This window comes from Erythrobacter sp. JB1-7 (assembly GCF_057365015.1).
Genome location: NZ_CP200291.1, coordinates 393102 through 419671 on the forward strand (window position 1 = coordinate 393102; position 26570 = coordinate 419671).

The 26570-nt window shown below is 57.9% G+C and carries 25 protein-coding genes; 15 read left to right on the forward strand and 10 right to left on the reverse strand.

The features are described from left to right. Positions 1 to 31: 31 nt before the first annotated feature. The 5 genes from AC0V6W_RS01950 to AC0V6W_RS01970 all read right to left on the reverse strand — a co-directional run bounded on the left by AC0V6W_RS01950 (position 32) and on the right by AC0V6W_RS01970 (position 5467). Complete coding sequence (locus AC0V6W_RS01950; protein ID WP_486151434.1) at positions 32 to 796, reverse strand: F0F1 ATP synthase subunit A; 765 nt, start codon at positions 794 to 796, stop codon at positions 32 to 34. A gap of 116 nt (positions 797 to 912) precedes the next feature. After that, positions 913 to 1263, reverse strand: a complete 351-nt coding sequence (locus AC0V6W_RS01955; RefSeq protein WP_486146627.1) for an AtpZ/AtpI family protein — start codon at positions 1261 to 1263, stop codon at positions 913 to 915. 226 nt (positions 1264 to 1489) lie between these two features. Beyond that, positions 1490 to 1879, reverse strand: a complete 390-nt coding sequence (locus tag AC0V6W_RS01960) for a YdbL family probable chaperone protein (protein ID WP_486146629.1) — start codon at positions 1877 to 1879, stop codon at positions 1490 to 1492. 64 nt (positions 1880 to 1943) lie between these two features. Continuing rightward, complete coding sequence (locus tag AC0V6W_RS01965) at positions 1944 to 2132, reverse strand: YnbE family lipoprotein (protein WP_486146631.1); 189 nt, start codon at positions 2130 to 2132, stop codon at positions 1944 to 1946. A 77-nt stretch (positions 2133 to 2209) separates the two neighbouring features. After that, positions 2210 to 5467 carry an intermembrane phospholipid transport protein YdbH family protein gene (locus tag AC0V6W_RS01970; RefSeq protein WP_486146633.1) on the reverse strand — a complete coding sequence of 1086 codons (3258 nt, stop codon included), beginning with the start codon at positions 5465 to 5467 and terminating at the stop codon, positions 2210 to 2212. Here AC0V6W_RS01970 and radC point away from each other — a divergent pair. Next, the gene (gene radC, locus AC0V6W_RS01975; RefSeq protein ID WP_486146635.1) at positions 5454 to 6302 is read left to right on the forward strand and encodes a RadC family protein; all 849 of its coding nucleotides are present in this window, start codon (positions 5454 to 5456) and stop codon (positions 6300 to 6302) included. The genes AC0V6W_RS01970 and radC overlap by 14 nt on opposite strands. Before the next feature lie 6 nt (positions 6303 to 6308). Here radC and AC0V6W_RS01980 read toward each other — a convergent pair whose 3' ends face one another. Then, on the reverse strand, positions 6309 to 8504 hold the full coding sequence (locus tag AC0V6W_RS01980) for an FAD-dependent oxidoreductase (protein ID WP_486146637.1): 2196 nt from the start codon (positions 8502 to 8504) through the stop codon (positions 6309 to 6311). A 112-nt stretch (positions 8505 to 8616) separates the two neighbouring features. Then, positions 8617 to 11433, reverse strand: a complete 2817-nt coding sequence (locus AC0V6W_RS01985) for a DUF3857 domain-containing protein (RefSeq protein WP_486146639.1) — start codon at positions 11431 to 11433, stop codon at positions 8617 to 8619. A gap of 67 nt (positions 11434 to 11500) precedes the next feature. Between AC0V6W_RS01985 and AC0V6W_RS01990 the strand changes: the two genes are divergently transcribed. The 10 genes from AC0V6W_RS01990 to AC0V6W_RS02035 all read left to right on the forward strand — a co-directional run bounded on the left by AC0V6W_RS01990 (position 11501) and on the right by AC0V6W_RS02035 (position 19889). Beyond that, a complete protein-coding gene (locus AC0V6W_RS01990) occupies positions 11501 to 11632 on the forward strand; it encodes a hypothetical protein (protein ID WP_486146641.1) in 132 nt (43 codons plus the stop codon). A gap of 50 nt (positions 11633 to 11682) precedes the next feature. After that, positions 11683 to 12993, forward strand: a complete 1311-nt coding sequence (gene purB / locus AC0V6W_RS01995; RefSeq protein WP_486146643.1) for an adenylosuccinate lyase — start codon at positions 11683 to 11685, stop codon at positions 12991 to 12993. 139 nt (positions 12994 to 13132) lie between these two features. Next, complete coding sequence (locus AC0V6W_RS02000; protein WP_486146645.1) at positions 13133 to 13501, forward strand: LapA family protein; 369 nt, start codon at positions 13133 to 13135, stop codon at positions 13499 to 13501. Continuing rightward, the gene (gene pyrF, locus AC0V6W_RS02005; RefSeq protein WP_486146647.1) at positions 13498 to 14172 is read left to right on the forward strand and encodes an orotidine-5'-phosphate decarboxylase; all 675 of its coding nucleotides are present in this window, start codon (positions 13498 to 13500) and stop codon (positions 14170 to 14172) included. Before AC0V6W_RS02000 ends, pyrF begins: the two co-directional genes overlap by 4 nt. Positions 14173 to 14192: 20 nt before the next feature. Continuing rightward, the gene (locus AC0V6W_RS02010) at positions 14193 to 14840 is read left to right on the forward strand and encodes a phosphoribosylanthranilate isomerase (RefSeq protein WP_486146649.1); all 648 of its coding nucleotides are present in this window, start codon (positions 14193 to 14195) and stop codon (positions 14838 to 14840) included. Further along, positions 14837 to 16072 (forward strand): tryptophan synthase subunit beta, encoded by a 1236-nt coding sequence (trpB, locus tag AC0V6W_RS02015; RefSeq protein ID WP_486146651.1) that lies wholly within the window; start codon positions 14837 to 14839, stop codon positions 16070 to 16072. The genes AC0V6W_RS02010 and trpB overlap by 4 nt, the downstream gene beginning before the upstream one ends. Positions 16073 to 16376: 304 nt before the next feature. Beyond that, a complete protein-coding gene (locus AC0V6W_RS02020; RefSeq protein ID WP_486146653.1) occupies positions 16377 to 16772 on the forward strand; it encodes an endonuclease domain-containing protein in 396 nt (131 codons plus the stop codon). Beyond that, entirely contained in the window at positions 16772 to 17554 is a 783-nt protein-coding gene (gene trpA, locus AC0V6W_RS02025) for a tryptophan synthase subunit alpha (protein ID WP_486146655.1), read from the forward strand. The genes AC0V6W_RS02020 and trpA overlap by 1 nt, the downstream gene beginning before the upstream one ends. Continuing rightward, on the forward strand, positions 17551 to 18402 hold the full coding sequence (accD, locus tag AC0V6W_RS02030; RefSeq protein ID WP_486146657.1) for an acetyl-CoA carboxylase, carboxyltransferase subunit beta: 852 nt from the start codon (positions 17551 to 17553) through the stop codon (positions 18400 to 18402). Before trpA ends, accD begins: the two co-directional genes overlap by 4 nt. Positions 18403 to 18419: 17 nt before the next feature. Further along, a complete protein-coding gene (locus AC0V6W_RS02035) occupies positions 18420 to 19889 on the forward strand; it encodes a bifunctional folylpolyglutamate synthase/dihydrofolate synthase (RefSeq protein WP_486146659.1) in 1470 nt (489 codons plus the stop codon). 96 nt (positions 19890 to 19985) lie between these two features. Here AC0V6W_RS02035 and AC0V6W_RS02040 read toward each other — a convergent pair whose 3' ends face one another. Beyond that, positions 19986 to 21281, reverse strand: a complete 1296-nt coding sequence (locus tag AC0V6W_RS02040) for an AmpG family muropeptide MFS transporter (protein ID WP_486146661.1) — start codon at positions 21279 to 21281, stop codon at positions 19986 to 19988. Positions 21282 to 21284: 3 nt separating this feature from the next. Further along, complete coding sequence (locus AC0V6W_RS02045) at positions 21285 to 23054, reverse strand: AmpG family muropeptide MFS transporter (protein WP_486146663.1); 1770 nt, start codon at positions 23052 to 23054, stop codon at positions 21285 to 21287. An 83-nt stretch (positions 23055 to 23137) separates the two neighbouring features. Between AC0V6W_RS02045 and AC0V6W_RS02050 the strand changes: the two genes are divergently transcribed. The 3 genes from AC0V6W_RS02050 to rsmD are packed head-to-tail and all read left to right on the forward strand — an operon-like array spanning position 23138 to position 25787. After that, positions 23138 to 24358 carry an aromatic ring-hydroxylating oxygenase subunit alpha gene (locus AC0V6W_RS02050; RefSeq protein WP_486146665.1) on the forward strand — a complete coding sequence of 407 codons (1221 nt, stop codon included), beginning with the start codon at positions 23138 to 23140 and terminating at the stop codon, positions 24356 to 24358. Positions 24359 to 24378: 20 nt separating this feature from the next. Continuing rightward, the gene (locus AC0V6W_RS02055) at positions 24379 to 25182 is read left to right on the forward strand and encodes a pseudouridine synthase (protein WP_486146667.1); all 804 of its coding nucleotides are present in this window, start codon (positions 24379 to 24381) and stop codon (positions 25180 to 25182) included. Between the two features lie 29 nt (positions 25183 to 25211). Beyond that, positions 25212 to 25787, forward strand: a complete 576-nt coding sequence (gene rsmD / locus AC0V6W_RS02060) for a 16S rRNA (guanine(966)-N(2))-methyltransferase RsmD (protein WP_486146669.1) — start codon at positions 25212 to 25214, stop codon at positions 25785 to 25787. A 34-nt stretch (positions 25788 to 25821) separates the two neighbouring features. On the opposite strand, the gene AC0V6W_RS02065 is transcribed toward rsmD, so the two are convergent. Then, positions 25822 to 26313 carry a hypothetical protein gene (locus tag AC0V6W_RS02065; protein ID WP_486146671.1) on the reverse strand — a complete coding sequence of 164 codons (492 nt, stop codon included), beginning with the start codon at positions 26311 to 26313 and terminating at the stop codon, positions 25822 to 25824. A gap of 81 nt (positions 26314 to 26394) precedes the next feature. Between AC0V6W_RS02065 and AC0V6W_RS02070 the strand changes: the two genes are divergently transcribed. Next, entirely contained in the window at positions 26395 to 26547 is a 153-nt protein-coding gene (locus AC0V6W_RS02070) for a hypothetical protein (RefSeq protein WP_486146673.1), read from the forward strand. Positions 26548 to 26570: the final 23 nt, after the last annotated feature.

The window sequence follows — 26570 nt, forward strand, 5'->3', positions numbered from 1 at the left end:
TAAAAAAACTTGAAAAAAACGTGAGTGAAAATCAGTGAAGATGCTCTGCGTCGTTGATGTAGAGCGATGTCAGCAGAGCGAAAACATAGGCCTGAATCCCGGCCACCAGAATCTCGAGCGCGCTGATACCGATCATCAGAGCAAAGCTGGGCACGCCGACCAAAACGCCGAAACCTGCGCCCGCATTGGTGCTGTTGATGACGAAACTGGCGAGCACTTTCAAAAGCACGTGGCCTGCCATCATCGCCACAAACAGCCGCAAAGCGAGGCTGAACGGGCGCACGAGAAATGAAATAAGCTCAATAGGGAAAATGATCGGGATCATCGGCAGCGGCGTGCCGTGGGGCACGAACAGGCTGAAAAACTTGATGCCGTGCTTCCAAAAGCCGACAATCAGCACGATGGAGAAACTGATAACCGCAAACACGCCGGTTACGGTAAAGTGGCTGGTGAACGTGAACGGGTGAACGCCAACAAGCCCCAAGGGCAGTAGCCCAAGCAGATTTCCAAACAGGATGAACATGAAAAGCGTGAAGACATAAGGCACATATTTGCGACCTTGTTTGCCGATATTCGCCTCAAGCATGTCATCGATAAAGCCAGTGAAATATTCCACCGCCATCTGCCAGCGCCCCGGCACCAGCTGACGCTTCATCCCGCCTGCGACAAACACCACGAGCAAAACGGTCGTGATCGCCATCCACAAGGTTGAGTTTGTGAATGCGATGTTGAGACCTGTTGAACCCAATTCCCACGTGTCCGAGCCGAGCAACGGCTCGATCTCGAATTGTTTCATCGGATCGACTTTGCCTTCTTCGGCTGCCACGTCAGATCAGTCCTTATTGCATCGTTTATAGCGACGCACCCTTGCGTAAAATCGAGCCATGCCAGCAACAATTGGCGGCGGGAACATCAGCCCCCGTCACCTTTCGGTGTTTCGGCATCACTCTCAGGGCGCGCGTTTGCGCTGAGAATAACATTTCTGAAAGCGACCACTATTCCAAGGAACAGCCCCACCAACAGACCCCATGGATTGGTGTTCGTCAGATGGCCGATGCCATATCCGATCACCACTCCACCAAGAAGCCCACCGATAAGATCTGCCAAAACGCGGCTGCCGCTGCGATAATTCGCATCAGAACCCTGCACGCTTGGCTGGTTGCGTTTGTCTTCGCGCTCGCGGGCAGCTTTAAGCCGTTCCTCAAGCGCATCAATTCGCGCATCCTCAGCGATGGTTTCTCGTGCGGGTTTCTTGTCGCTCATCCGCTCATTCCTAGTTGGGAGATTGCACAAGCACAACAAACAGCCCCGCAAGAGGCGCGCACCCCTTAGAATCGGGCGTATGGCAAGTCAATGGCAGTGGACACAAGCGCGCGGCAATTATCGCGAGGTGTGTTGAATAGAATGCAAGTAAGCGGGCGCCCGATACCGTTTCGGAGCACACACATATCCCGTTATGGGACGCGCAAAAACCTAAGCCCTCACCCTTTTACGGGCAGCGTTGATCGCGCAAAGGCGGTTCGTTTGTACGCGTTTGCCAGGTGCGGTCAGGGGCCTGATACTTTTCCCCCGGAACCGTGCGCAAAATGGCCTGGCACCCAGACGCAAGCGCGTAAGCTTCCAATGTGGCGCTGTTTTCCTGCGCCTTGCGCTGATAGACCGCACGGCGCTTGATATTGATGTCATCCACCAGCCGCTGAAGCGCGGGCGTGGGATCGCCGACAATGCCAAGATATCCATCAACCTGTTCCCCAACGGTGCCCGCTGCGCGCGCGGCGGCATAGGCCGGATCACGCTGAGCGCTGGCAGGCATTGCAATCGCGCTGAGCGCCAAGGCCCCTGCTGCGAATGCCAAAGTGGTGGTGCGAAATATCATCATTGGGCTTTCCTGAACGCAATCCTTGGCTGAAACGTAAATCTTGGCCAAAAACTAAACCTTGGACTTAAAAAATGTCCTCATTTTCCTCAATCGTCTCGTCTGCATCTTCTGCAAGACGATAAATCACTTCCTGCCGAATGTTGATATTGAGATCGATGACGATGGGTTCATCGGGCGCATCAATATTGATGCATCCGCCCAAAACCGCGCTCAAACCCAGCGCCATGATCGGCGCCCATCCGGTATACTTCATTGCCCCGCCACCCTTTATTTTCTGCTTACGCCCGAGATCATTGGCGCAAGGCTTAGGCCGGGTCAATTTTGAGATGGTCATAGGCTTTCCTCGCTTTCGCCAGCTTGAACGGATGGTTCAGCCGGTCGTCTGATATCAGGCAGAACCGGCTCGGGCGCTGCTGGCGGGTTGTTGTTGTTATTGGGGTTAAGCACTTGCAGCCGCCCATCAGATCCCGGCAGCGACCCGCGATTGGCAGGATCGCCGACAAAGGCAGGATCCCAGAAAGATCGCACCATCGTAGCCAGATCATAAAAGTTTTCAGAGCGCACATTCACATTGAAGCGGATCGGCAGTTTGGCCAGGCGGCGAGTGATGAAGTTGCTTTGCGCGCCATCGCCCTGGCTTACCCCGTCAAAGGTCATATTGGTGATGATCTCGCCTGCCAGATCGCCGTTAAGCCCGATGCTCATCTGCGAGTAATCAAGGCTGCGCAGCGACTGAAAAGCGTAATTGCCCATCGCGCCCAGATCTTCATAAGTCAGTTCCCCGACATAGGCGATATTGCCGCCCGGCGGGCGTGATATAAGCAAGCCCCCTTCGATCTGGCCATTGCCGTCAGCGTCAAACACCACAGGGATGGTGCCATCAAACGCCCCCGACGCGTTCAGATTGGTCAGCTCCAGCTGAGAAATAAACTTGGACGCATCAAGCCCGACAATCTCAAATACAAAGCGCTGCTCGCCGCTGCCGCCATAGCTGAGCCGGGCCGGGCGCAGAATCAATTCGCCGCCCATAAAAGGCCAGCGCCCGTCCCGCACGTCCACCAATTCGCCATTGGTAAGCGAATAGCGAATCCGGCCTGCCAGCACCTCAATGCCCGGATTGACAGAGGCGATAGTGATTTGCTGATCGGGCGCAGTCGTCAGCGCCAACAGATCGGTGAACACAATCTCGCCGCTTAATCCTTCAACCGGGCCAAAGGCGGCGGCAAAATCAAAATCATTGGTGCTAAATTCGCCGGAACTGGTCACTGCATCCGGGGCCCAGTTGATTGTCCCGCTGCCGGCAACGGTCCCATCGGCAAAGGCGATCACACCTTCTGTAAGATAGGTGAGATCGTCAGGTTCCAGCCCCCTGCCAAATGTGACACCCGGCACATCGAGCAAAGCCTGCCCCGCCCCGCTGCCCAGATCATGCGCGACCTGAACCGCGGTTATCAATTGGCTCGAACCGGGATGGCGCAGATCAGCCGATGCGCGAATATCGCCGCCCTGCAAAGTCAGCTGCGCGCCCTCGGCGATTAGCGGGTTGAAGCGCGGGGCGCCGTCCGTGCGTTCACTGACGGTTAGGGCCGCCTCATCTACTATCAAGGCGCTGTCGGTATACCGCCACTTGCCCGCAATATCGGTAAAGCCGAGCGGCACAGGATCAATCGCAGCGCTGCCCTGTGCAAACTCACCGCGAACAAACGCGCCATCCTCGCGGTTATTGTCTGAGCCGCCTATAAAATCGCCCGTCAGGCTGGCGGCCATCAAATCAACACCGCTGGTGGGATTGCCGATGCGCACCGCGACATCGCTCAATTCGAACGGCGCGGGATATCTGAGCGCCGTTTGGCTGCTGGTAAGGGTGATCGGCGATCCGGCCAGTTCCCCGCGCAGATCGAGCCCTTCGGTCACCGCGGCGAGCTTCAAAGCGCCGGAATAGGTGACGATCGCGCGCGCTCCCAGTTCAGGACACAGCGTCAGGCTTTGCGCTTTCAAGGACAGATCATAAAGCGTCAGCGCGCCGAACTGCGCGCTCGTGCATTGTTCGCCGAGTGCGATGGCACCTTGGCGCGAAACCGTGCCCGATAGCGGCAGAGTGAGCTGATTGATCGTCCCGCCAGGAACATCGCCGCTGGCTTTCACAATGCCGGTAAAACGCATCGCGCCGTCCCGGCTCTGGCGCAGCTCGAACCGGGGCACCGCAACGCGATTGGCTCCGTCTGTATAATCGGCCATCGCCATCCGGTACGTCAGCGCCCCTCGCCCGCGTTGCTGCATGCGGCCGGTGATCTGCGGCAAACCGGCACCCCCTGTGATAAAGTTTCCGGTGAGCGAGCCAGTCCGCGCAGACCCAGCAGGAGACCAACTGACTCGCGAAAGCGCCAGCAAAGGCACGCCCGATGCGCTCACCACGCGCCCTTCGGGCACTATCAGCGCATAACCATTGCCGCTTTGCCGCACAGTCACATTGGCCGCGAGCGATGCGCCCCTTGCCTGGCTGTCGAGATTGCGTGTGGCTTTGGTCAGCAGCGGCTCCAGCATTGTGCCTGCCAGCCCTCCTTTGGCATCAGCGACCAGCGCGCTTGCCGTGGTGCCGGGGGTCAGATTGCGCCCTTTGATATCAGCGTTCCATTCGGTGTCGCCGCTGGCAAAGGCGCTGCGGAGCGATCCATCGGCGCTGACAGATTGCATACCGCCATAGGGTGTTATGAGCGTTTGAACTGCGATATCATGCGCCAGATTGGCTCCGTCCGCGTCCAGCCCCAATTGCGCAGTGCCCTTGACCGCTCCGCCCGATATTCCGGCATAGCCCAATTGCTGCGCGGCGATGACAAACCGGCCATCAAGCTTGGAAAAATCCTCCACCGTGGACAGCTCAGCGGCAATATCGGCAGAGCCAAGTTTTGCGCCCTCGCAATCCGCATCGCGCACCCGCAATGGCCCGGAAAATTGCGGCAGGCCTGCATCAATCGTGAGATCGCCATAAAGGGTCGCCTTGTCGGCTTTGCAGCTTTGCGTGCCAAAGCCGGGCGCGGTCGCGGCCAGCTTTCCCGCAAAGCCATCATCCAGCATGCCCTCGCCTTCAAGCTTCAGCCCGATCCTGCCATAATCGCTTTCAATTACGCCGCGCGCATCGACAATCGCGACATCAAGCGCGGGCAAGCCCCCTTCCCCTTCGCCATAGATAGCAGGGTCAAGCGCTCCAAAGCTGAGAACGCCATCGCGCAAAGTGCCATAAATCCGCGGATTGATCGCGGTGATGCGGCCGATTTGCGGCGCGCCCCAGCCATAATCGACCTCCGCCACAATCCGCTCAATCGTCAGATCTGGGCTGGCTTCATCACCAATGACAAAGTTTTCGATAATCTGGCGCTGCGGCCCGATTGAGACGATGTCATATGCGGCCTCAAGCTCGCTTCCTGCAAGCGCATCGTCGATCAAATTGCCTGCAATTCGCTCGCGGCTGAACCAGAACACCACGCCTGCAATCACGACAAATGCAAGGATTGCAATCGCCACGCGCCCCAGCCACCAAAAGCGCCCGCCATTGCGGCGCGGTTCGGAATTCGGAATGTCGCGATCCATATTGCGGCAAACCTTGCGCATATCGCGCGCCAAAGGCAATGAAGCATGCACGTTTTTGGCGGAAAGGATCATTTTGGCTCAGGCGGAGGATCATTTTGATTTTGGTGATGAGCCTGCCGCAAAGGCTCAAACCGAGCCGGCTAAAACCGCATCAGATGCCGGAAAAACCGCAGGATTGGGCCACCGCGCACGGCTGCGCGAACGGTTGCTGAAAGGCGGGGCAGAAGCGCTCGCCGATTATGAAGTGCTCGAATATTTGCTGTTTGCGGGCATCCGTCAGGGCGATACCAAACCTCTCGCCAAGGAACTGCTCAAACAATTTGGCACACTTGCAGGCGTGCTCAATGCTGATCCGCATGCCTTGAAACGGGTAAAAGGCGTGGGCGAAACCACCGCTGGCGCATTAAAAGCTGTCAATGTGGCCGCCCGCCGGATGGCTCGCAGCGAAGTCACGCAAAAGCCCGTTCTATCAAGCTGGCAGGCGCTGATTGATTATCTCGCGATTGATATGGCGCATCTGACGGTTGAGCGGGTGCGCATCCTTTATCTCGACACCAAGAACCGCCTGATCGACGACCATCACGCCGCCGAAGGATCAATTGATGAGGCATCTATCCATCCGCGCGAGGTTATCCGACGCGCCATGGATGTGGGCGCAAGCGCGCTTATCATGGTGCACAACCACCCCAGCGGCAATCCCGAGCCAAGCCGCGCGGATATTCAGATCACGCAGAAACTGGCTGAGGCAGGCCGGTTGCTGGGTGTGACTGTCCACGATCACGTCATTATCGGGCGCGAAGGGCATGTCTCACTGCGCGCAAAGGGCCTGATCTAAGCTGATTTAGAGCTTTTCGGTGATAAGCCGGACACCCGAATGCTGCGCAAAAAAGCTCCACAACCAATTGATGACAACCGTCACACGGTTGCGCGCGCCTGTCAGAAACCCGACATGAACCAGACCCCAAAGCCACCAGGCGCTAGAGCCCGAAAGGTGGAAGCGCCCAAAATCTGCGACTGCCGATTTGCGGCCAATGGTCGCAAGGCTGCCCTGATGTTTGTAAGCAAAGGGATCGGGCGCGCGCTTGCCCAGCAATTCGCGTTCGACGACTTTGGCAACATGCAGACCTGCCTGCTTGGCCGCCGGAGCAAGGCCGGGGACCGGATTGCCATCCCATGCCCGGCTGCCAGCCGTGTCGCCAATCGCAAAGATATCATCCGAGGCAGCCTCGCCCATTTTGACGCGCAAATGCTCATCCACTTCCACTCGTCCTGATCGGTCGCTTTCCACTCCCAGCCAGCGCGCAGCAGGCGATGCTGCAACGCCAGCTGCCCACAAAACCGTTTCGGTTTCGATCCGGCCCGCTTCGCCAATTTGCACATGGGTTTCGGCAATCTCTGTCACTCTGCTGCCGAGGCGGATTTCGACGCCCAGTGCTTTGAGCGATGCCGAAGCCTTTTCCGAGAGGTCTTCGGGAAAAGCGGGCAATATCCGCTCACCCGATTGCACCAGAATTACGCGCGCCGAAGCGGGGTCCACAGCGCGAAATTCGCGCGCGACATTGATCTTGGCCAGTTCCGCAATCGCACCTGCCAGTTCGACCCCAGTGGGCCCGGCACCGACAATCACGAAAGTCAGCAAGCGCTTGATCCTTTCAGGGTCATTGCTGGCTTCGGCCTCTTCAAAAGCGTTAAGGATCGCTCCGCGCACCGCCACGCCATCTTCGATGGTTTTGAGACCCGGCGCAAATGCGCCCCATTCATCCTTGCCGAAATAGCTGTGCGTTGCGCCCGTGGCGATTACCAGCTTGTCAAAACCGATCACCTGGCCATCGCCCATTGCGATTGATTTTGCTGCTGCATCCACCCCTGCCACTTCGCCTTTGAGCACGCGCACATTGCCATCTGCGCGGAACAGGCTGCGAATGGGGGTTGCGATATCGGCGGGGTTCAAAGTGGCGGTCGCGATCTGATAAAGCAAAGGCTGGAACAGATGATAATTGCGCTTGTCGATCAATGTGATGCGCACAGGCAATCGTTTCAGCCTGCTAACCGCTGCCAATCCGCCAAATCCTGCGCCCACCACCACAATATGCGGCCATGTATCCGGAATATCGGCATAATCGCGATCAAACAGGATGTTGCGCTCCATCCAGCCCCAGATCAACCGGTCGATAGAGAGCAGCCCTGCCCCTTTCGCTTCGTAAATGGCCAACAACAGGAACGGGAAAAAGGTCACATTGGGATGCGCGCCTGCGACCATGAACAGGCCGATGAGGAAAAACAGCGCGTATGATACAAGTCCGGCCCCGATCCCGGCGATCAAAAGCCCCGCAAAAAGAATCGCGAGCCCATCGGGAAAACCGGCAAAAATGGTGATCGGCAGCCATGTTTGGATGCTGACCGGGGGTTCGATGATATCAGCATAAGCGAGCAGCGCTGCGCCAAGCCACAGCCGCGTTATCGCCATGATTACAAGCGAAACATTATCGCGCAGCCACTCACCTGCTGCAACAACCGGACGCGCGAACGGCAAAGCGCTTTGCTTCAGTCCCGATGCCAAGACTCGGTCAAGCGAGAACGCGGCAGGGCCGTGCACCGCATACCATAGCAAAATAGCAATGATGATGAGATTAGTAGTGGTCGGCACATAAACCGCCTGCGCAATGATTGTCAGCGCCGCCATGGCAATCGCGGCAGGCCGAGTGAACAGGCCCAACAGCAAAAACGCCGGCGCGATCAGTTCAATCGTCAGACCTGTCGCCGCCGCATTTTGTGCGCTCATCCAGGTGACGGGATATTCATTGGCGGCGAGATAGACCGCCTGATCCCAGTCGCTGATTTTTACCAGCCCTGACCGCAAGAACCACAGAGCAACAAAGAACCGGATCGCGGCATCGGTGAACGGCCAGAACAGCTCCGTCCCGCCCGCATACCATTTGGCCCAGCGGCGCAAAGTCACCCGGATGAAGGGCGACAAACGCTCTTCCTGTAATATAGGCGGCACAGAACCAGCAGCCGGTAAACGAGCGCTCACCATATCGAAATCCTCCTGCCAGCGGGTTCGGAGGATCTAGAGATAAGTTACAGCTGGTTTGACAAAGCTTGCACGGCTCAGTCCAAAACAGCAGCCCGCGCGGGTGCGGTCCAACCTAAATATCAAAACCCCATTGGCGATAAACGGCGCGCAGACTGGGATCGCGTGCCAGCCCATCATCGATATCAGACTGCCCGCCCCGGTCCCCTTTGGCAAGGCGAATGATACCGCGCAGCAGCACCGATGCGGCCTGATTGGGGCTAAGCTCCAGCGCCGCGTCGACATCGCTCAAGGCTTTTTCATACATGCCATTGCGCAGGAACATCATCGCCCTGCTGTCGATGGCATTGGCGGTGTTGTCAGCGTTTTCTACCGCTTTGGTGCAGGCCGATACGCCATCATCCATGCCGATCTGCCATACGCCCATATACCAGCATTGCTGATTAAGCAGATAGGGATTATTGGGTTTATCGATCAACAGGTCCGAAATGCGCAGCAAACCCTGCTGCGGGTTCCCTTCAAGCGCTTCCACTTCGGCCAGAGCAACCGCAAGTTCCTCACGCACATTCTCATCGCCGTCTTCATATTCCAGAATTTCGCGAGCTTCATCGAGTTCGCCCAGCAATGAGAGCGTTTCAGCCAGCGCAATCGCCCGCGATGGGGTCGGATCAAGCGCATAGGCTTCTTGCAGATCGGCTTTCTGGCTTTTCTGATCGCCAAGCATTGCATGAACCGTCGAACGCTGGCCAAAAAACTCCGCCGTCGGCTCCAGCTCGACGACTTTGTCCATATCTTTCAGTGAACCGGCAAAATCAAACGTGTCGAACCGGAATGCCGCACGCAGAATGTACGGGTTCATTTCGTCCGGATCGTTTTCGATCATCTTTGCATAGGCTTTGGCCAAGGACTCCAGCGCGCTGCGATCTTTCTGGGTCGCATAACGCCAGATACGCGGTGCATCATCGGGCGCGATCAGCAGCGGCTTCTGGCGGACGAGTGCCGCTGCTTTGCGGCGTTCTTCGCGGAACGCCTCTGGCGCGGTTTCCCCGCCCAGGCTGGTCAGTTTTTCAAGCGCAGTCAATCGCATGCCGTTGAGCGCGATTGTGCGCTCATAATGCTTGCCTGCAATTGTGACATCAATCGGCTGAGCATCACGCAGTTCATACCCGCCCGGTGCATCAGGCAGCGTGAGGTCGATTGACATCTGCACGCTGCTCGGCGCGCCATTGCGCACTGGGATTTCGCGCCATTCGCGCCGGGTCCGATTCGGGGAAAAGCGCATAGCTTCGGCAAACATGCCAATCGATGCTTCCCCGCGAGGCCCATCAAATTCGAACGAAGGCGACGACACGCCCTTTATCACCATGGTCGCTTCGCTGTCATCTTCCCCGGGGATGATATCAAACTCGACCATGGCCAATTCATTGCTCATCCCGCGCGACATTGCACGTTTGCGCTCTTCGGTGATTTTCTCCGCCGCTGCGGTAAATTGGGCCGCGGCTGGGCCGTAAAACTTTGCGGTCATGGTGACCAAAGTGGGCACATCAACACCGGCCGAGGCATCGACCGTGATGGTATTGGAAACCTCAGGCGTGCGCGGCAGAACCTGCTCTATGCGCTCAATATCACCGCCGCTTGCCCGGATCGGCAGCGCGTATTCGAAATTCGGCACATTGCCGACGACATTGATGTTCGCGCCCAGCGACGTGCCATCAAGGTAATACAGATTACCGCCAATGCTCGCGCGCACCAGCACGTGATCGAACGCGCCGGGCAAAGGCAGCGACACAGGCACCAGATTGCCTCTGCGCGAGGATACCAGAACGGGTTCTGCGGCAATTCCCAGCTCATCAAGAAGAGCGAGCAGGATCACCGTCTTGGCTTTGCAATCGCCGTATTTCTTATCCCAGGTCGTGGCCACATCCTGCGGAAGGTAATTCCCGCCATCCAGCCCGTTGAGCAGATAGCGGATGTCTTCCTGCACCAGTTCGAGCGCCGCGACCGCGCGTTCCAGATCGGCGGAATATTGGGTGCGAATATCCTCCACCTTCGCGCTCAAATCATCTAATCCCGCCAGCGCGCCATCGGTTTCGTAATAGGGCGCCATCACGCTTGATACATCGGACCATGCCTGAAAAGTGCCCAATTGCAGGATCGTGCCTGCTTGATACCGCAGCGGCGCATCGCTGGGAATGTCGTCTGCTTTCTCAAGCGGCAATGTCACCTCAAGCGTGGTGAAGCCGCCCTCGTCATCGGTTGCGGGCACGTCAAAGTTTGGCCCTGCCTTATATTGAACGCCCAAACCCTTGGGCCAAGATGCGCGCACGCGGGCAAAATCGGCTTCTTGCGTGTTGCCTGAACCGCTACCGGGAAACCCGCCATTTTCCTGCTTGCGCCACAGATAAGACTGGCTTTGCACCTGATCGCCCAAAGCCTGATCGGACGTCGTCACCGAATATCGCAGGCGCAATTCATCGCCGACTTGCAATCCGGGCACTGCCATGGTCGCGGTGAGCGATCCATCGAGGATGCGCTGTTCGAGCATCCTTTCGCGGCGCAGCACCTCCATTTCCTCGCCCGCCGCGATCAGGTCGATCACTTCGCCATCACGCAAGATTGCAACTTCGTGGACGATCAGATCGCCCTTATCGGGTAGCCACTGGGCCTTTAGCGTGCCGACATTGGACAGATCGGCAAGGCTGGAGATTTTGTAGACGAGATCTTTGTATTCCCACAAACGCCCTTCGATAATGCGCAGCTGCGTGTCGTTCACCAGCATTGAATTGCCGGGATCGCGATCAATCGTATCGAGAAAGGCAGGCTCAATCCAATCGGGCGCGGGCTCATAAATCGGTTCATCGCCCGCGAGCGACGCCGAAGACCACGCCAATGCGGCAACGCAAATACCTGCGCGCCAGGTTCGAATTATCATGAATAAGCCCCAGAAATCAAAGTGTAGAATTGCAGTTTATAAGTGAAACTAGGCGAGTCAAACGGTTTTGGATATCACTCCAAAGGAGAAAAACGTCCATATCCGGTGCCAATTGGGATATTCGAACGTGCCCGTTTTCGGGGACAAGGCAGCTTATGACACCCCGCACACTCTTGCCAAGCGCGCCTGCGGACCATAGCCGCACGCCAAGCGCATTGATGCGCACCACCGCAAAGGAAAGCTGAGCCCATGGTCCCGCGTTATGCCCGCCCCGAAATGTCCGCCCTGTGGGAGCCGGAGGCGAAATTTCGCATCTGGTTCGAAATAGAGGCGCATGCGACGCAAAAGCTCGCCGACCTTGGCGTGGTGCCCGAAAGCGCGGCGAAAGCGCTGTGGGATTGGTGGGCGACCAATCCGGCCATCGATGTCGCCGCGATCGACGCCATCGAAGCGGTGACAAAGCACGATGTGATCGCCTTTCTCACCTGGGTCGCAGAACAAGTCGGCGATGAAGCCCGCTTTATGCATCAGGGCATGACCAGCTCTGATGTGCTCGATACGACGCTGTCAGTGCAATTGGCGCGCGCATCCGACATATTGCTGGCCGATCTTGATGGGCTGCTGGCCGCGATCAAGACCCGCGCTGAGGAACACAAATTCACCCCCACAATCGGGCGCAGCCACGGCATCCACGCAGAGCCAGTGACATTCGGGCTGAAACTGGCACAGGCCTATGCCGAATTTGACCGCTGCCGGGCGCGGCTGGTGGCAGCGCGCGCGGAAATTGCGACGTGCGCCGTGTCGGGCGCGGTGGGCACTTTTGCCAATATCGATCCATCGGTTGAAGAATACGTCGCCGATCAGCTGGGCCTTACCCCTGAACCCATCAGCACTCAGGTGATCCCGCGCGACCGCCACGCAATGTATTTCGCCACTTTGGCGGTGATTGCGGGCTCGATTGAGCGGTTGGCGGTGGAAATCCGCCATTTGCAGCGCACCGAAGTGCTGGAAGCCGAGGAGTATTTCTCAAAGGGGCAAAAGGGTTCATCGGCCATGCCGCACAAACGCAATCCGGTGCTGACCGAAAACCTCACTGGCCAGGCGCGCATGATCCGCAGCTATGCGATGCCCGCGCTGGAAAATGTCGCGCTGTGGCATGAACGCGATATCTCGCATTCCTCGGTCGAGCGGTATATCGGCCCCGATGCGACAATTGCGCTCGATTTCAGCCTTGCGCGGCTCACGGGTGTGGTGGAAAAATTGCTGGTCTATCCTGAGCGAATGCAAGCCAATCTTGATAGCATGGGCGGGCTTGTCCATTCGCAGCGCGTGCTGCTTGCGCTCACTCAGGCCGGGGTCAGCCGCGAGAATGCCTATGCCATCGTGCAGCGCAACGCGATGAAAGTGTGGGAAAGTTCGGGCAAACTGTCGCTGCTTGATCTGCTGAAAGCCGATGGCGAGGTAACCAACGTGTTGAGCGAGGCTGAGCTGGAGGAGAAATTCGACCTCGCCTACCATTTCAAACATGTCGAGACGATCTTTGCCCGGGTGTTTGGCTAAGCTCACTCTACTCAGCCTGGCTTTAACTGCTTGACTGGACTCAAAGAGTCTAATCAGACTTGGCCTGCCTAACTGGACTTAGCGCGCAAAAAGCCTAGGCTGAGCGCGACCGAAGCAATTCAAAACAGGGGTTCACCTCGTGCAAATCGTGCGCACTCTTATCTGGGTTTTGGTGACAGTGTTCGTCGCTATCTTCGTGCTGATCAATTATGGAGAGCCGCAGCGGGTCAAATTCTGGCCTTCTACTGACCCTGTCGGGTTCGATTGGCCGGTTGGCGTCATTGCGCTGGTTTTCTGGCTGCTTGGTGTGGTGCCGTTCTGGATCTATCATCGCGGCGTCAAATGGAGCCTTAATCGGCGCATTCGTAGCCTCGAAAGCTCAATCAAATCCAATGCCTTATCGCGCAGACCTGATATTGCACCTGAGGTAAATTCACCAGTGGATAAGCTTGTGGAAACCGCCGGGAGCGATGGGGGATTGTCACCCGGCCAAGGCGCCTCGACATGAGCAATCCGATTTATCTCGCGCTGGATGTGCCGCAGGTTGATCCCGCGCTCGCGCTTCTCAAAAAGGTGAAGTCGCATATTGGCGGAGTAAAGCTGGGGCTGGAATTTTTCTGCGCGCATGGCGGACACGGCGTGCACGAAATTGCGCATATGGGCCTCCCCATTTTTCTCGATCTCAAATTTCACGACATCCCCAACACGGTCGCCGCTGCCATGATGGCGGTGCATGTCTATGAACCTGCCATCGTCACGGTCCACGCATCGGGCGGGCGCGCGATGATGGAGGATGCCAAGGCCGCCGCCGCCGAAGGGTGCAAAGTTGTCGCGGTGACCACGCTCACCAGCCTCGACAGCAATGACCTCACTGATACGGGCATTTACGGCAGCGCTGAAACGCAAGTGATGCGCTTGGCCGAATTGGCGGAGAAAGCGGGCCTCGATGGGATTGTGTGTTCGGGCCGCGAAGTGGGCAAAGTGCACAAGCAATGGAAAGACGGTTTCTTCGTCGTTCCCGGCCTTCGTCCATCAGGCTCAGGAACTGGCGATCAAAAACGCGTCGTCACCCCCCGATCTGCCCGCGACAATGGCGCCAGCGTGCTGGTGATCGGCCGTCCAATCAGCCGAGCGGATGATCCGGTCGCGGCAGCCCGCGCGATTGAAGCGACGCTTTAACTTTTTGAGTTTTAAGACCTATGCAAATCAAAATCTGCGGGCTGAAAACCCCGCTTGCCATCAACACCGCTATTGATGCGGGTGCGACTCATATTGGCCTGGTTCACTTTGCGCAAAGCCCGCGCCACGTGGCGCTCGATATGGCGGCAACCTTGCGCGGGATGATCGCAGGAAGGGCGAAAACCGTTCTGCTGCTCGTGAATGCCTCGGTTGAGGAAACGGGGCACGCGATCGACACCGTCAAACCCGACATCGTTCAGTTTCATGGCCGCGAAACGCCCGAATGGACCGGATTGGTGCGCGAAAAAGGCAGGGTCGAAGTGTGGAAAGCGCTGGGCGTGCGCGATGCAGAAACGCTGGCGAAATCTGCCCGCTTTGAAGGCAAAGTTGACCGTTTGCTGTTCGATGCCCCAGCGCCAAAACCCAAAGATGGCAGGCAAGCTCTGCCCGGCGGCAATGGCGCCGCGTTTCGCTGGGATCTGTTGAAGGAATTTGAGCACACCGTGCCATGGGGCCTTGCAGGCGGGCTAACCCCTGAAAACGTCGCCGAAGCTATTGATCTGACAGGCGCTGATCTGGTCGATACATCATCGGGCGTGGAAACCGGCCCCGGCATCAAGGACGTGGACAAGATCAAGGCCTTCTGTCAGGCGGCGCTGCAATCATGAACAAACAACCCAATTCCTTCCGCAATCAGCCCGATGACCGCGGGCATTTTGGCGAATTTGGCGGACGCTATGTCGCTGAAACGCTGATGCCGCTGATCCTTGATCTGGAACGCGAATATCGCGCCGCGCAGGCTGATCCGGCCTTTCAGGCCGAATTTGACGACCTTCTGGAACATTATGTGGGCCGCCCTTCCCCGCTCTATTACGCCGAGCGGCTGACCGAGGAACTGCGCAAGGATACCGAAGCAGGAATGGGCGCGCAGGTCTGGTTTAAACGCGACGAGCTCAATCACACCGGCGCGCACAAGATCAACAATTGCATCGGGCAAATCCTGCTCGCGATCCGCATGGGCAAAACGCGGATCATCGCCGAGACCGGCGCAGGCCAGCACGGCGTTGCGACCGCTACGGTGTGCGCGCGGTTCGGCCTGCCTTGTGTCATCTATATGGGCGCAGAAGATGTCGCGCGCCAATCGCCCAATGTGTTCCGCATGAAACTGCTGGGTGCAGAAGTCGTCCCCGTCACCAGCGGCGGCGCGACTTTGAAAGATGCGATGAATGAAGGGCTGCGCGATTGGGTCGCGAATGTTCACGACACCTTCTATATCATCGGCACCGCCGCAGGGCCGCACCCCTACCCCGAACTCGTGCGCAATTTTCAAAGCGTTATCGGCACCGAAGCGCGCGCGCAATTGCTCGCCCGCACTGGCCGCCTGCCCGACCTGCTGATTGCATGCATTGGCGGGGGATCAAACGCTTTGGGCCTGTTCCATCCGTTCTTGGACGATACGGAGGTCAAAATGCTCGGCGTTGAGGCGGCAGGCCACGGTCTTGATGGCGATGAGCACGCGGCAAGTCTCTTGGGCGGAGCGCCCGGCGTGCTGCACGGCAACAAGACCTACCTCTTACAAGACGAAGACGGTCAGATCACCGAAGGCCACTCGATCAGCGCAGGGCTAGACTATCCCGGCATCGGCCCCGAACACGCCTGGCTGAAAGAAAGTGGGCGGGTTGAATACACTGCGGTTACTGATGATGAGGCCCTCGAAGGCTTCCAACTGCTCTGCCGCACCGAAGGGATTATCCCTGCGCTGGAGCCGTCCCATGCGCTCGCAGCTGTTGCCAAGCGGGCACCGTCGATGCGCGAGGACGAGATCATCTGCATGAACCTGTGCGGGCGCGGCGATAAGGACATTTTCACCGTGGCCGAGAGGCTTGGGGTGGAGATGTGAAGTGCGATTGGCGGTTGCTGATTGCTGCCCTTTCGGTCCTATCGTCCTTCGCGATGGGCTACTTGTACAGTTTGGCACTCATTACGCGTGTCGTCGATTGGGAGAGAAATGGAGACCCTTGCCGACGCGCGAGAGAGGACGGCATTCACTTTGGCTTTTGCCAGCCGGTAGCTCCAGAATTTGAAAGGTATCTTGCGATTGCTTGGATTGGCTTCACGATTTTAGCTCTCGGGCTAATTGTTTGGGCAATGATACGACCCAAAAAGCCCTCTCACCTTCAGGGGAGAGGGTTGGGAGAGGGGTAATGCGCGACCCTCGCCTCACGAACAGGGCAAAAGAAATGCGCAAGGTCATGCCAGAGCCCGAACGTCGGATGTGGCATCAGTTGAGAGCCGAGCGGTTCCAAGGGATCAAGTTTCGCAGGCAAAAGGTGATTGGGAACTATATCGCTGATTTTGTCTCAAACGCGCCCAAGTTGGTGGTTGAAATTGATGGTGACACTCATGCAGGCCAACAAAACTACGACGCGGCAAGAACACAATATTTGAACGATCAGGGATACACGGTGATCAGATTTTCAAACCTTGAAGTGATGGACAATATGGATGGTGTTTTGACCCGTTTGGGCGAAGTTGTGGCTGATTTGCAGGCAAGTCCCCCTCCCCCAACCCCCTCCCCTGAAGGTGAGGGGGCTTTGTGATGACCCGCCTCCAATCCGCCTTCTCCAAACCCCACCCAGCCTTCGTCGCGTTCATCACCGCTGGCGATGGCGACACGGCGGCCAATCTTGACGCGCTCGTCGCAGGGGGAGCTGACGTTATCGAGCTAGGTATGCCCTTCACCGATCCGATGGCGGACGGGCCTGCTATTCAGGCTGCTAACCTGCGCTCGCTTGGCGCCGGGACCACCACGGAGGACGTGTTCAAAATTGCGGGTGATTTTGCTCAGCGACACCCTGATGTCCCGTTGATCTTGATGGGATATGCCAATCCGATGATCCGCCGCGGTGCGCCTTGGTTTACGAAACGATGCTACCGGGCGGGCGTAGATGGCGTCATTTGCGTGGATATGCCGCCAGAGGAGAACGCAGAGCTCGCCGAAGAACTTGACGGGCATGACGTTGCATGGATCCCGCTGGCAACCCCGACCACGACGGATGAGCGCCTTCCCGCCGTGCTCACCAATGCAGATGGATTTCTCTATTACGTCTCCGTCGCCGGTATCACAGGGCTGCAACAAGCCGCGCAAAGCTCTATTGCCGATGCTGTCAAACGTCTTAAAGCGGCCACTGATCTTCCCGTCGCGGTCGGGTTCGGAGTACGCACGCCAGAGCAAGCCGCGCAGATCGCCAAAGTTGCAGATGGTGTGGTTGTTGGCTCTGCCCTCGTTGACTTGGTGGGCGAATATGGCGCAGATGCTCCGGCTAAGTTACAAGAGCTGACGGCAAACATGGTCGCTGCAATCAGGGAAGCAAAAACATGAGCTGGTTCAATCGGGTTCGCAATTCGCTCGGCTTTTCCGATGAGAAGAAGAGCACGGAAAAAGACCTTTGGATCAAATGTTCCAATTGCAAGGAAATGCTGTTTGTCGCCGAATATGAGGAGAACCTCTCGGTCTGCCACAAATGCGAACATCACGGGCGCATTGGCGCAGATGCGCGGCTTGGCCTGCTGCTTGATCCCGGTTTTGACCTGCTCCCGCAGCCGCAGGTGACCGAGGATCCGCTTAAGTTCAAAGATTCCAAGAAATACACTGACCGGCTCAAAATCGCGCGGGCAAAGAACCCGCATGATGATGCCTTTGTGGTGGGATCGGGCGCGATTGAGGGCAATCCGGCCGTCGTGGGCGTGCAGGATTTCGGCTTTATGGGCGGCTCCATGGGCATGGCGGTTGGCATGGCCTTTTGCGCCGGGGCCGAACGAGCTTTGGCGCGCAAGGCCGCCTATGTCGTGGTAACAGCGGCAGGCGGTGCGCGCATGCAAGAGGGTATTTTATCGCTCATGCAAATGCCGCGGGCCACGGTGATGACGCGCCGATTAAAGGCAGCAGGCCTGCCTTACATTGTCGTGCTGACCGATCCGACCACGGGCGGCGTGACGGCCAGCTATGCGATGCTGGGCGATGTCCAGATCGCAGAGCCGGGCGCGCTTATCGGCTTTGCCGGGCAGCGCGTCATTCAGGACACGATCCGCGAACAACTACCCGAAGGGTTCCAACGCGCGGAATATCTGCACAAGCACGGCATGGTTGATATGGTGGTGCACCGGCGCGACCTGAAAACCACCTTGGCGCAGGTGCTCGATTACATGCGGCCCTCAGCGGCAGCGTAAGGCGCTCGCCTCTAACCATGCGAGATATGGGCCGTTCGGATGATCCGCGCGTTCAGGCGCAGCTTGATCGCCTGTCGGGATTGAGCATCCAGCGCGATGTTCTGGGGCTTGATGCGGTGCGCGAATTGCTGGCGCGGCTTGGCAATCCGCATAAAAGGTTGCCGCCGGTTTTTCATGTTGCAGGCACCAATGGCAAGGGATCGACCTGCGCATTCCTGCGCGCGATGCTTGAGGCGCAGGGTTACCGGGTCCACGTAACCACTTCGCCGCATTTGGTGCGGTATAATGAGCGTTTCCGGGTAGCGGGCAAGCTGATCGAAGATGCGCGGCTGGCTGAACTGCTCGAAGAGGTCTTCGATGCAGCAGAGGGGCTTGGGTGCAGTTTCTTTGAGATAACCATCGCGGCGGCCTTTACCGAATTTGCCCGCGTGCCTGCCGATGCCTGCGTGGTTGAAGTGGGCCTTGGCGGGCGGCTCGATGCTACCAATGTGCTTGAGCCTGATGTTCTGGCGGCCTGCGGCATTGCGGCTTTGGGGATTGATCACGAGAAATTCCTGCTCGCGCCTGAAGACGGAGTGCCAAAAGAGCCGATGGCGCGGATCGCGTTTGAGAAAGCGGGGATTGCGAAGAAGGGCGTGCCTTTGGTGACTCTTTATCATCCTGAGCCGGAGTTTGATCCCCCGCTCAAGGAAATTCCTGATGGGCCACCAGAGATCGATTACGAATTGCTCGATAATGCTCCGGAGTATCAGCCGGTGGTCAATCCAACGATCGAAGATGCTGCACTTAAGGTAGGCGCGCCTCTTATCCGAAATATTGGGCAAACGGGGTGGGCTATCAAAGAGCGCCCGAATAACAAAATCGGTGTTCGCTATGTCGATCACCAGAACTACGAAGCTAAGCAAAAGTCTCATGTGCTTCCCGCGCCAAGCCTTGTTGGAGAACATCAAGTAAAAAACGCAGGATTAGCCATTGCGATGCTACGCCATCAACACAGAGTGAAGGTCTCGATGGAAGCAATAGGAAGAGGAATACAGGCAGCGGTTTGGCCAGCAAGGCTCCAAAAATTGAAACCCGGACCATTGACAGGCAAGCGCGAGGTATGGCTCGACGGTGCACACAATCCTTCTGCGGCGCGGACGTTCTGGATGCATGTACACTCGGTTATGTTTCTCGACCACTTTAGCAAAACAAGTCAGATACGCCCGCTACATCTCATTGTTGGAATGCTTCAGAATAAAGACGCAGCGGGATTTTTGGGATCCTATGCTAGATCCGAAGACAGCTTGCTTGAAACCATCACCGTCGTTCCAGTGCCAGGGCATGACAGCCACTCAGCATCCGAGTTTGGTTCAAGAGCGTCATCGGCCAATGGATTGCAGGAAGCGTTCGAAAGACTTCCGAATGACAGCCTCCCCATCTTGATCGCAGGCTCGCTCTACCTCGCTGGCGAGGCGCTCAAGTTGAATGATGAAATCCCGGATTAACGCACGCTGGTTGCAAAGCGGCCGCCCAGGTTGGCGCGGAACGCGCCCACCATCGGGTGGGCGGGCGCGGGCTCGTTGCATTCGCAGCAAGCCGTTTCAAGTCCCGCGCCCCGCACTCCCCAGTGCATCATCGACCAGCCCTGCGCGCATCATCCATGCAAACAACACGATCCCCGGCAGCGCCAAAACGGTCGTCAGCAGATAGAACTGCACATAGCCCAGCCCCTCAATCAGCGCGCCAGCGCCTGTTCCCGTAAGCAATCGCCCCACAATGCTCGCGCCCGCTGAGATCAGCGCATATTGCGCGGCGGTGAAGCGCAAGTCGCACAAAACCGAGAAATACGCGACCACCACCACGCCGCCAAATCCGCTGGCGAAATTCTCAAACCCTATCGCGCCAGCAAGGCCGAGATTGGAGTGCCCTGCCCCCGCCAATGCGGCAAAGCTGACATTCGAAACCGCCATCAGGATCAATGCCAGTAAGACAGAGCGCTTTAATCCCAGCCGCGCATAGATCACGCCGCCCGCGAATATGCCGATGATATAGGCCCAGAACCCCACGCCCACATCGTACAAAGCGATTTCGTCATTGGAGTATCCAAGATGCTCAAACAGCAGGCGAAATGTCAGGTTTGCCAGCGTATCGCCGATTTTGTGGACAAGGATAAAGGCGAGCACCAGCCACGCGCCGTGCCGGGCGAAGAACTCCGCAAATGGCCCTGCGACCGATTGCCAGATCTCCCCCAGCCCGCGCCGTGCATTCATTGCCTTTCGCCTTGCGGGTTCGCCCATAATTAACGCGGTGAGCATGGCGGGCAGAGCAAAGCCCGCACACGCCAGATAGGCCGCTTCCCACCCATACCGCGCCGCCACCACCAGCGCGATGGCGCCAGCGCCAGCAGAGCCTACGCGCCAGCCATATTGGTTCATCCCTGCGCCTGTGCCCATTTGGTCTGGGCGCAATATTTCGATCCGGTAGGCATCAATCACAATATCAAAGGTCGCCCCTGCAATTCCGACCAGCACCGCTGCTATGATGGTGGCCGTCAAGCTATCTGCCGGATCAACCAGCGCAAGGTTCACCACCGCTGCGATCACCAAAGTGCCCGCCAGCACCATCCACGAAACCCGCTGACCCAGCGCGCCCAGAACCGGCAAGCGCACTCCGTCCACGATCCATGCCCAGAACACTTTGAGATTGTAGACCAGGAAAGCGAGGCTGAAAGCCGCGACCGTTTTCACATCGATCCCGTCCTGCGCGAGCCGCGTCGTCAGCGTCGCGCCAATCATCGCATAGGGAAAGCCCGAAGAAACACCCACCGCAAAGGCGGCCAGCACTTCCTTTTCAAAATAGGCTGCGCCCGCGCTCCAAAAGGTGCGCTGCTCGCTCAAAAGTTATGCTGCCGGTTGAGAAGCGACAGGATCAGGCGTGACAATGCCCGCTTTCGCTCCGGCGCGGCTTTCGCGCATCCATTCCAGCGCGCACAAGACCACGGCAATCACACCAATGAGAGCGGTAAAGATGAAAACGAAGTAATATCCGCGATCCTCGATCATCTGGCCAAGCGCCCCTCTGCCAAGAGTGCCGATCAGCAGCGTTAGGGATGACAGCAGAGCGAATTGCACAGCCGCGTATTTCTTGGCCACAATCGAGCTGAGCCAGGCAATATAGGCAGCACCTGCTATCCCAATGGCGAGGTTTTCCCAGAAGATTGTGAAAGCCAGTTTTGCCAAACCTTCAGAAGGCGGCGACGCGGTGAAGAAGATAAAGCCCAGACCGCTCGCCATGCTTTCCACCGCCCAGCTAAATCCAATTGCATCGCTGGCCGCTTGCATCATCGCGCCGCCTTGGGCGAGCTCTGCATAGAGCAGGTTGGTGGCTGCAGCGACAGCCGCGCCAAATGTCAGCATGAACATCCGCCCGAATACGGTGATAAGCCAACCGCCCACTGCAAGACCCAGAATAATCGCAAAGATCCCAAGGATCTTGGACGCAAACGCGACATCTTCTCCCGTGTAACCCAGCTCCCCAAGGTAAAACGGATAGGCGAACACACCCCATACAGAATCGGTGATGCGGTAAGTGAGAACAAGCGCCAAGATCAGCACCAGCGACCAGCCCATGCGGCTCACAAATTCAACCAATGGCAGCACAAGCGCGCGGTAAAGATGATCGGTGAAAGTCGCAGACCTAACCTCTCCGGGTGCCTCAACCGCGAGGATAACATTGGTCCCGTCGCGCTTTTGCTTGGCCACCCATGCCGCGACAAAAGCGGGCAGAACGATGGTCGCGAGCACAATCAGAGGGCCATAGGTGGTGGTAAACAGTGTCACATCGGGGCGGTCTTCGGGCACCGATGTCATGGAACGGTACATGAAAACAACCACCGTGATGATGGCCCAGCCCCACAATACGCCCACGGTCAAAAGCGCGCGGTTGCGGGTTTTCTCATTCACTTCGCCAACCGCATTAAGCTGAGCAAATTCCTCATCGCTTGCCGCAATGGCAGTGGTCTTGTCAGAAACTTTAACATCAGGCGCAAACAGTCCTGCAAAACCGATAACCAGCATAAGGCCGCCCATAATCACATATGTTTGAGGCCAGCCGACATGTTCCGCCAAAATCAGACCAAATGCGCCGCCTACCAATGCGGCAAGGCGGAACCCCATTTGCGTGATGGTGGAAAGAATATCGAGCGTTGCGACCTCGTCAGCGACATCAATTCGCCAAGCGTTGATGGCAATATCCTGCGTGGCGCTGGCGAAAGCTCCAATCGCAGCCAATAGGCTGAACCAGCCCAAAGATGTGGCGGGGTTTAGCGTGCTCATCGTGACAAGCGCAGCGCCGACAACAAGCTGCATCGGCACCATCCACTGCTTACGCTTACCCAGCTTGCTCAGGCCGGGTATGTTCACTTTATCGAGCAGCGGGGACCACAAGAATTGAAAGGCATACATCAGCCCCACGAGCGAGAAAACGCCCATCGTTTCAAGATCGACCTCAGCCTCGCTCAACCAGGCATAAAGAGTACCCAAAAACAGCGCAGGCGGCAGCCCTTGGGCGAAGCCGAACAGGACCATGAAACCGCTCTTGGGACTGCGCAGCGAACGCAGCAATGTGCCCCAGCCCGGCTTTGCCTGATTATCTGCCGCTGCCTCTGTCAAATCTCGATCCCTTTTGCGTTTTACCCGTTTCGTGGCACACTAGCGGGGGATGAGAGGAATAGGAACGCCAGAGTGACAGCGATATGAATGCGTCCACAGCCGCGCCCCTGCCGGATGGGTCCAAAACCCCCGGAGGCTCGAAAAGTACCCGTGGCCCCAAGACCGGGCAGGCCCTGCGTCCAACACCCGGACAATTGGCGCTCGCCAAGATCATCGAGAGCGGCGAGACACGCACGGCCGACGCCATCGGAACCCTGCCCGCATCGCTTTACACCTCGCCAGATCACTTTGCGCGCGAGAAAGCGGCTTTGTTTGATCGGATGCCGCAGGTGCTGTGCCCATCGGCTTTGCTGCCCGAACCGGGCATGGCAGCCGCGCACAGCGATACCGGGCGGCCATTGCTGATCACGCGCGATGCCGCTGGAGCCGCGCATGTGTTCCTCAATGTCTGCCAGCATCGCGGCACCCGGCTGGTCGAAGGGGAGGATGTGCAGTGCACCAAGCGCCTAGTGTGCCCTTATCACGCCTGGACCTATACCCTTGATGGCAAGCTGCTTGCTCTGCCCCGGCCAGAGACATTCGCAGGGCTGGATAAATCGGAACACGGCCTTACCGAATTGCCATCACGTGAGGCAGGCGGACTGATCTGGTTTTCGCCATCGCCCGATGCCGATTTCACACATGCAGACATTTTGGGCGAAGATTTTGCCGCGTTCGGAATGCAAGACGCGCATCTGTTCCGCCGCAAAACGCATTGTGTGAACGGCAATTGGAAGCTCATCATGGATGCGTTTCTGGAAAGCTATCATGTCACCCGCCTGCATGCAGACACAATCGGGCCGTTTTTCAAAGACGGCGTGACCGCAGGCGACCAGATCGGGCCGCATCAGCGCAGCCTTGTCGGACGTGCCGAGGAGATGAATGCGAGCGACCTCACCTGTATGGCCGCTTTGCGTAAAACTGCGACGTTTGCCTATCAGCTGGTGCCTGCAACAATCATCGTGCCCAGCCCTGATTACATCAACATCATGGTGCTGATGCCGCAATCGGTGGGGCACACTATCGTCGAGGACTTCATGCTGATCCCCGAAGCGCCCGCAAGCGACAAAGCGCGCGACCATTGGGAACGCAGCTGGGCGCTGCTTGATGGCGGGGTGTTTGCATCAGAAGATTTCCGCGCAGCAGAGCTTGGCCAGGAAGGGCTTTCCTCCGGCGCGATTGAACATATTACGCTTGGCACGCTGGAGGCAGGGATCACGCGGTTTCATGCCGGCATCGCCGATCTCTTGCGGGACCACGCTTAAGCGCTTAGGCGCACCGGGATATGCCAACCAATCCTGACCGCCGCTCTGATCGCCCCGAAGGTGATCGCATCGCCAAATTGCTTGCGCGCGCTGGTGTTGCCAGCCGGCGAGAGATTGAGCGCATGATTGAGGCCGGGCGCATTACGCTGGACGGTGATCTGGTGAAAACGCCCGCAACGTTTCTTCGTGATTTGCGCGGAGTGCGGGTCGATGGAAAACCGCTTGCCCCCGAGCCCGAGGCAACGCGGCTATACACTTTTCACAAGCCCACCGGGCTTATTACCGCAGAGCGTGATCCTGCCGGACGGCCCACAATCTATGCCGCGCTCACCAATGCCCTGCCCAAGGATACGCCGCGGCTGATGCCGATTGGCAGGCTCGATCTCAACACCGAAGGGTTATTGCTGCTGACCAATGATGGCGGGCTGAAACGTCAGATGGAGCTGCCCTCCACCGGTATTCCGCGCACATACCGCGCGCGCGCGTTTGGTGATGTGCATCAAAGCCAGCTGGAAGACCTTGCCGATGGCGTGGAGATTGACGGGGTGCGTTACGGCCCGATTGATGCCAATCTTGAACGCTCAGGAGGCGGCAGCGGCGGCGGCGGGAGCAGCGCCAAAAATCAATGGATCGAAATGACCATCACCGAAGGCAAGAACCGAGAAGTTCGCAAAGTGCTCGAACATCTGGGGCTGAAAGTGAACCGGCTGATCCGCACCGCTTATGGCCCGTTTGAACTGGGCGATCTGCCGCGCGGCCAGGCAGCGATCATTCGCAAAGGCGATCTGGCGCGCTTTCAGGCAGCGCTGAAGCGCCAGAAGTGAGGATGCAATGAGGATGCAATGAGGATGCAATGAGGATTATTGCGGGCAATTGGCGCGGGCGCAAACTCACCGCGCCCAAAGGTGTTGCCACCCGGCCCACAGCCGACCGCACGCGCGAGACGCTGTTTTCCATGCTGACCAGCCGGCTGGGAAGTTTTGAAGACCTGCGCGTCGCAGACCTGTTTGCAGGGTCTGGCGCTCTGGGATTTGAAGCCTTGTCACGCGGCGCGGCGCAGTGCCTGTTTGTCGAACAGGACCGCGCAGCGCTTGATGCGATCAAAGCCAATGTGGACGCGCTGGATTCGCGCGCGCAAACGCGGATAGAGGCAGCCTCTGTCACTCGGCTTGGCCCGGCGCGCGAGCCGTACGATCTGCTGCTGCTTGATCCGCCCTATTTTACAGGCGCAGGCGCGGTGGCGCTTGACCGGTTGCAGCGCCTTGGCTGGATTAATGAAGCGACATGGATCGCGCTTGAAACCGCCGCCAAGGAAGACGTGATGGTCAAGGGCTTAGATATCGACAAAGAGCGCCGGGTCGGTAAGGCCAAGCTGACGCTTATGCGTCTTGCGCTTGGTCACACCGACCCGGCTGCCTCGCCCCAATGACCACCCATTTTGGGCAAGGCTATCCGGTTAAGGATTAGATTTCCGGTTGAGGTTCCGGCATAGGTTCTGCTTGGGGTTCTGCTTGGGGCTCAGCTTCCGGCATCACCTGCGCTTCAGGCTCTGGCTGGGCAGCGGGCGGCGGCGGGGCCGCAGCTTCCCCTTCGACCGCAGCGGCGCGCGCTTCGATCATTTGCCAGGCATTGGCGCGGTCTTCTTCGCCCATGGCGGTAAGCGAGACTTTGTTGTCATCGGTGATCCGCCAGAACAATTCCTGACGCTCTGCGGGAAGTGACCAGTAGTAATCCTGAGTTTCGGCAGGCCATCCTGAAAAAGCAGCCTGCTGATCGGCGGGCCAGCCATCATAGATCATCTGCTGTTCGTCCGTCATCGCGGAGGCAGTTTCGGTGACAACTTCGCCTTGTTCGATAGCGGCTTCATCCTGCACCATGGCAGCGACGAGGGTGGGATTGCCCATAGTCAGCGCTGCAAAACTGCCGCTGACCAGGTAGAGTGAATGGGTACGCATGAGGGTGTTCTCCAATGGAATTAGTGCGTTTTCTCCCAAGCGCGACGAACACTGCGTTTGCCCGGTTTTTGCGATCCCCTGATGACCGGGCGCATTCTTTATGCGCAGGCAACCTCGCGCTGGCCAGAGCCGCGCCGCCCCGGCACCGCGCCCATGGCACATCCCGGCGAGAGGCGTTGGAAAAGCGGGATAAATCGAAAATGGCTGCGAGTGATGACTGCGCCAGATCGGTGACGATGCCGGATAAAGCTGTGCAA

Excerpts from the sequence above, each read along its gene's own strand:
- AC0V6W_RS01950 (WP_486151434.1), bottom strand. The coding sequence starts at position 796 with ATGAAACAATTCGAGATCGAGCCGTTGCTCGGCTCGGACACGTGGGAA.
- AC0V6W_RS01955 (WP_486146627.1), bottom strand. The coding sequence starts at position 1,263 with ATGAGCGACAAGAAACCCGCACGAGAAACCATCGCTGAGGATGCGCGA.
- AC0V6W_RS01960 (WP_486146629.1), bottom strand. The coding sequence starts at position 1,879 with ATGATGATATTTCGCACCACCACTTTGGCATTCGCAGCAGGGGCCTTG.
- AC0V6W_RS01965 (WP_486146631.1), bottom strand. The coding sequence starts at position 2,132 with ATGAAGTATACCGGATGGGCGCCGATCATGGCGCTGGGTTTGAGCGCG.
- radC (WP_486146635.1), top strand. The coding sequence starts at position 5,454 with ATGTCGCGATCCATATTGCGGCAAACCTTGCGCATATCGCGCGCCAAA.
- AC0V6W_RS01970 (WP_486146633.1), bottom strand. The coding sequence starts at position 5,467 with ATGGATCGCGACATTCCGAATTCCGAACCGCGCCGCAATGGCGGGCGC.
- AC0V6W_RS01980 (WP_486146637.1), bottom strand. The coding sequence starts at position 8,504 with ATGGTGAGCGCTCGTTTACCGGCTGCTGGTTCTGTGCCGCCTATATTA.
- AC0V6W_RS01985 (WP_486146639.1), bottom strand. The coding sequence starts at position 11,433 with ATGATAATTCGAACCTGGCGCGCAGGTATTTGCGTTGCCGCATTGGCG.
- purB (WP_486146643.1), top strand. The coding sequence starts at position 11,683 with ATGGTCCCGCGTTATGCCCGCCCCGAAATGTCCGCCCTGTGGGAGCCG.
- pyrF (WP_486146647.1), top strand. The coding sequence starts at position 13,498 with ATGAGCAATCCGATTTATCTCGCGCTGGATGTGCCGCAGGTTGATCCC.
- AC0V6W_RS02010 (WP_486146649.1), top strand. The coding sequence starts at position 14,193 with ATGCAAATCAAAATCTGCGGGCTGAAAACCCCGCTTGCCATCAACACC.
- trpB (WP_486146651.1), top strand. The coding sequence starts at position 14,837 with ATGAACAAACAACCCAATTCCTTCCGCAATCAGCCCGATGACCGCGGG.
- AC0V6W_RS02020 (WP_486146653.1), top strand. The coding sequence starts at position 16,377 with ATGCGCGACCCTCGCCTCACGAACAGGGCAAAAGAAATGCGCAAGGTC.
- trpA (WP_486146655.1), top strand. The coding sequence starts at position 16,772 with ATGACCCGCCTCCAATCCGCCTTCTCCAAACCCCACCCAGCCTTCGTC.
- accD (WP_486146657.1), top strand. The coding sequence starts at position 17,551 with ATGAGCTGGTTCAATCGGGTTCGCAATTCGCTCGGCTTTTCCGATGAG.
- AC0V6W_RS02035 (WP_486146659.1), top strand. The coding sequence starts at position 18,420 with ATGCGAGATATGGGCCGTTCGGATGATCCGCGCGTTCAGGCGCAGCTT.
- AC0V6W_RS02050 (WP_486146665.1), top strand. The coding sequence starts at position 23,138 with ATGAATGCGTCCACAGCCGCGCCCCTGCCGGATGGGTCCAAAACCCCC.
- AC0V6W_RS02055 (WP_486146667.1), top strand. The coding sequence starts at position 24,379 with ATGCCAACCAATCCTGACCGCCGCTCTGATCGCCCCGAAGGTGATCGC.
- rsmD (WP_486146669.1), top strand. The coding sequence starts at position 25,212 with ATGAGGATTATTGCGGGCAATTGGCGCGGGCGCAAACTCACCGCGCCC.
- AC0V6W_RS02065 (WP_486146671.1), bottom strand. The coding sequence starts at position 26,313 with ATGCGTACCCATTCACTCTACCTGGTCAGCGGCAGTTTTGCAGCGCTG.
- AC0V6W_RS02070 (WP_486146673.1), top strand. The coding sequence starts at position 26,395 with ATGACCGGGCGCATTCTTTATGCGCAGGCAACCTCGCGCTGGCCAGAG.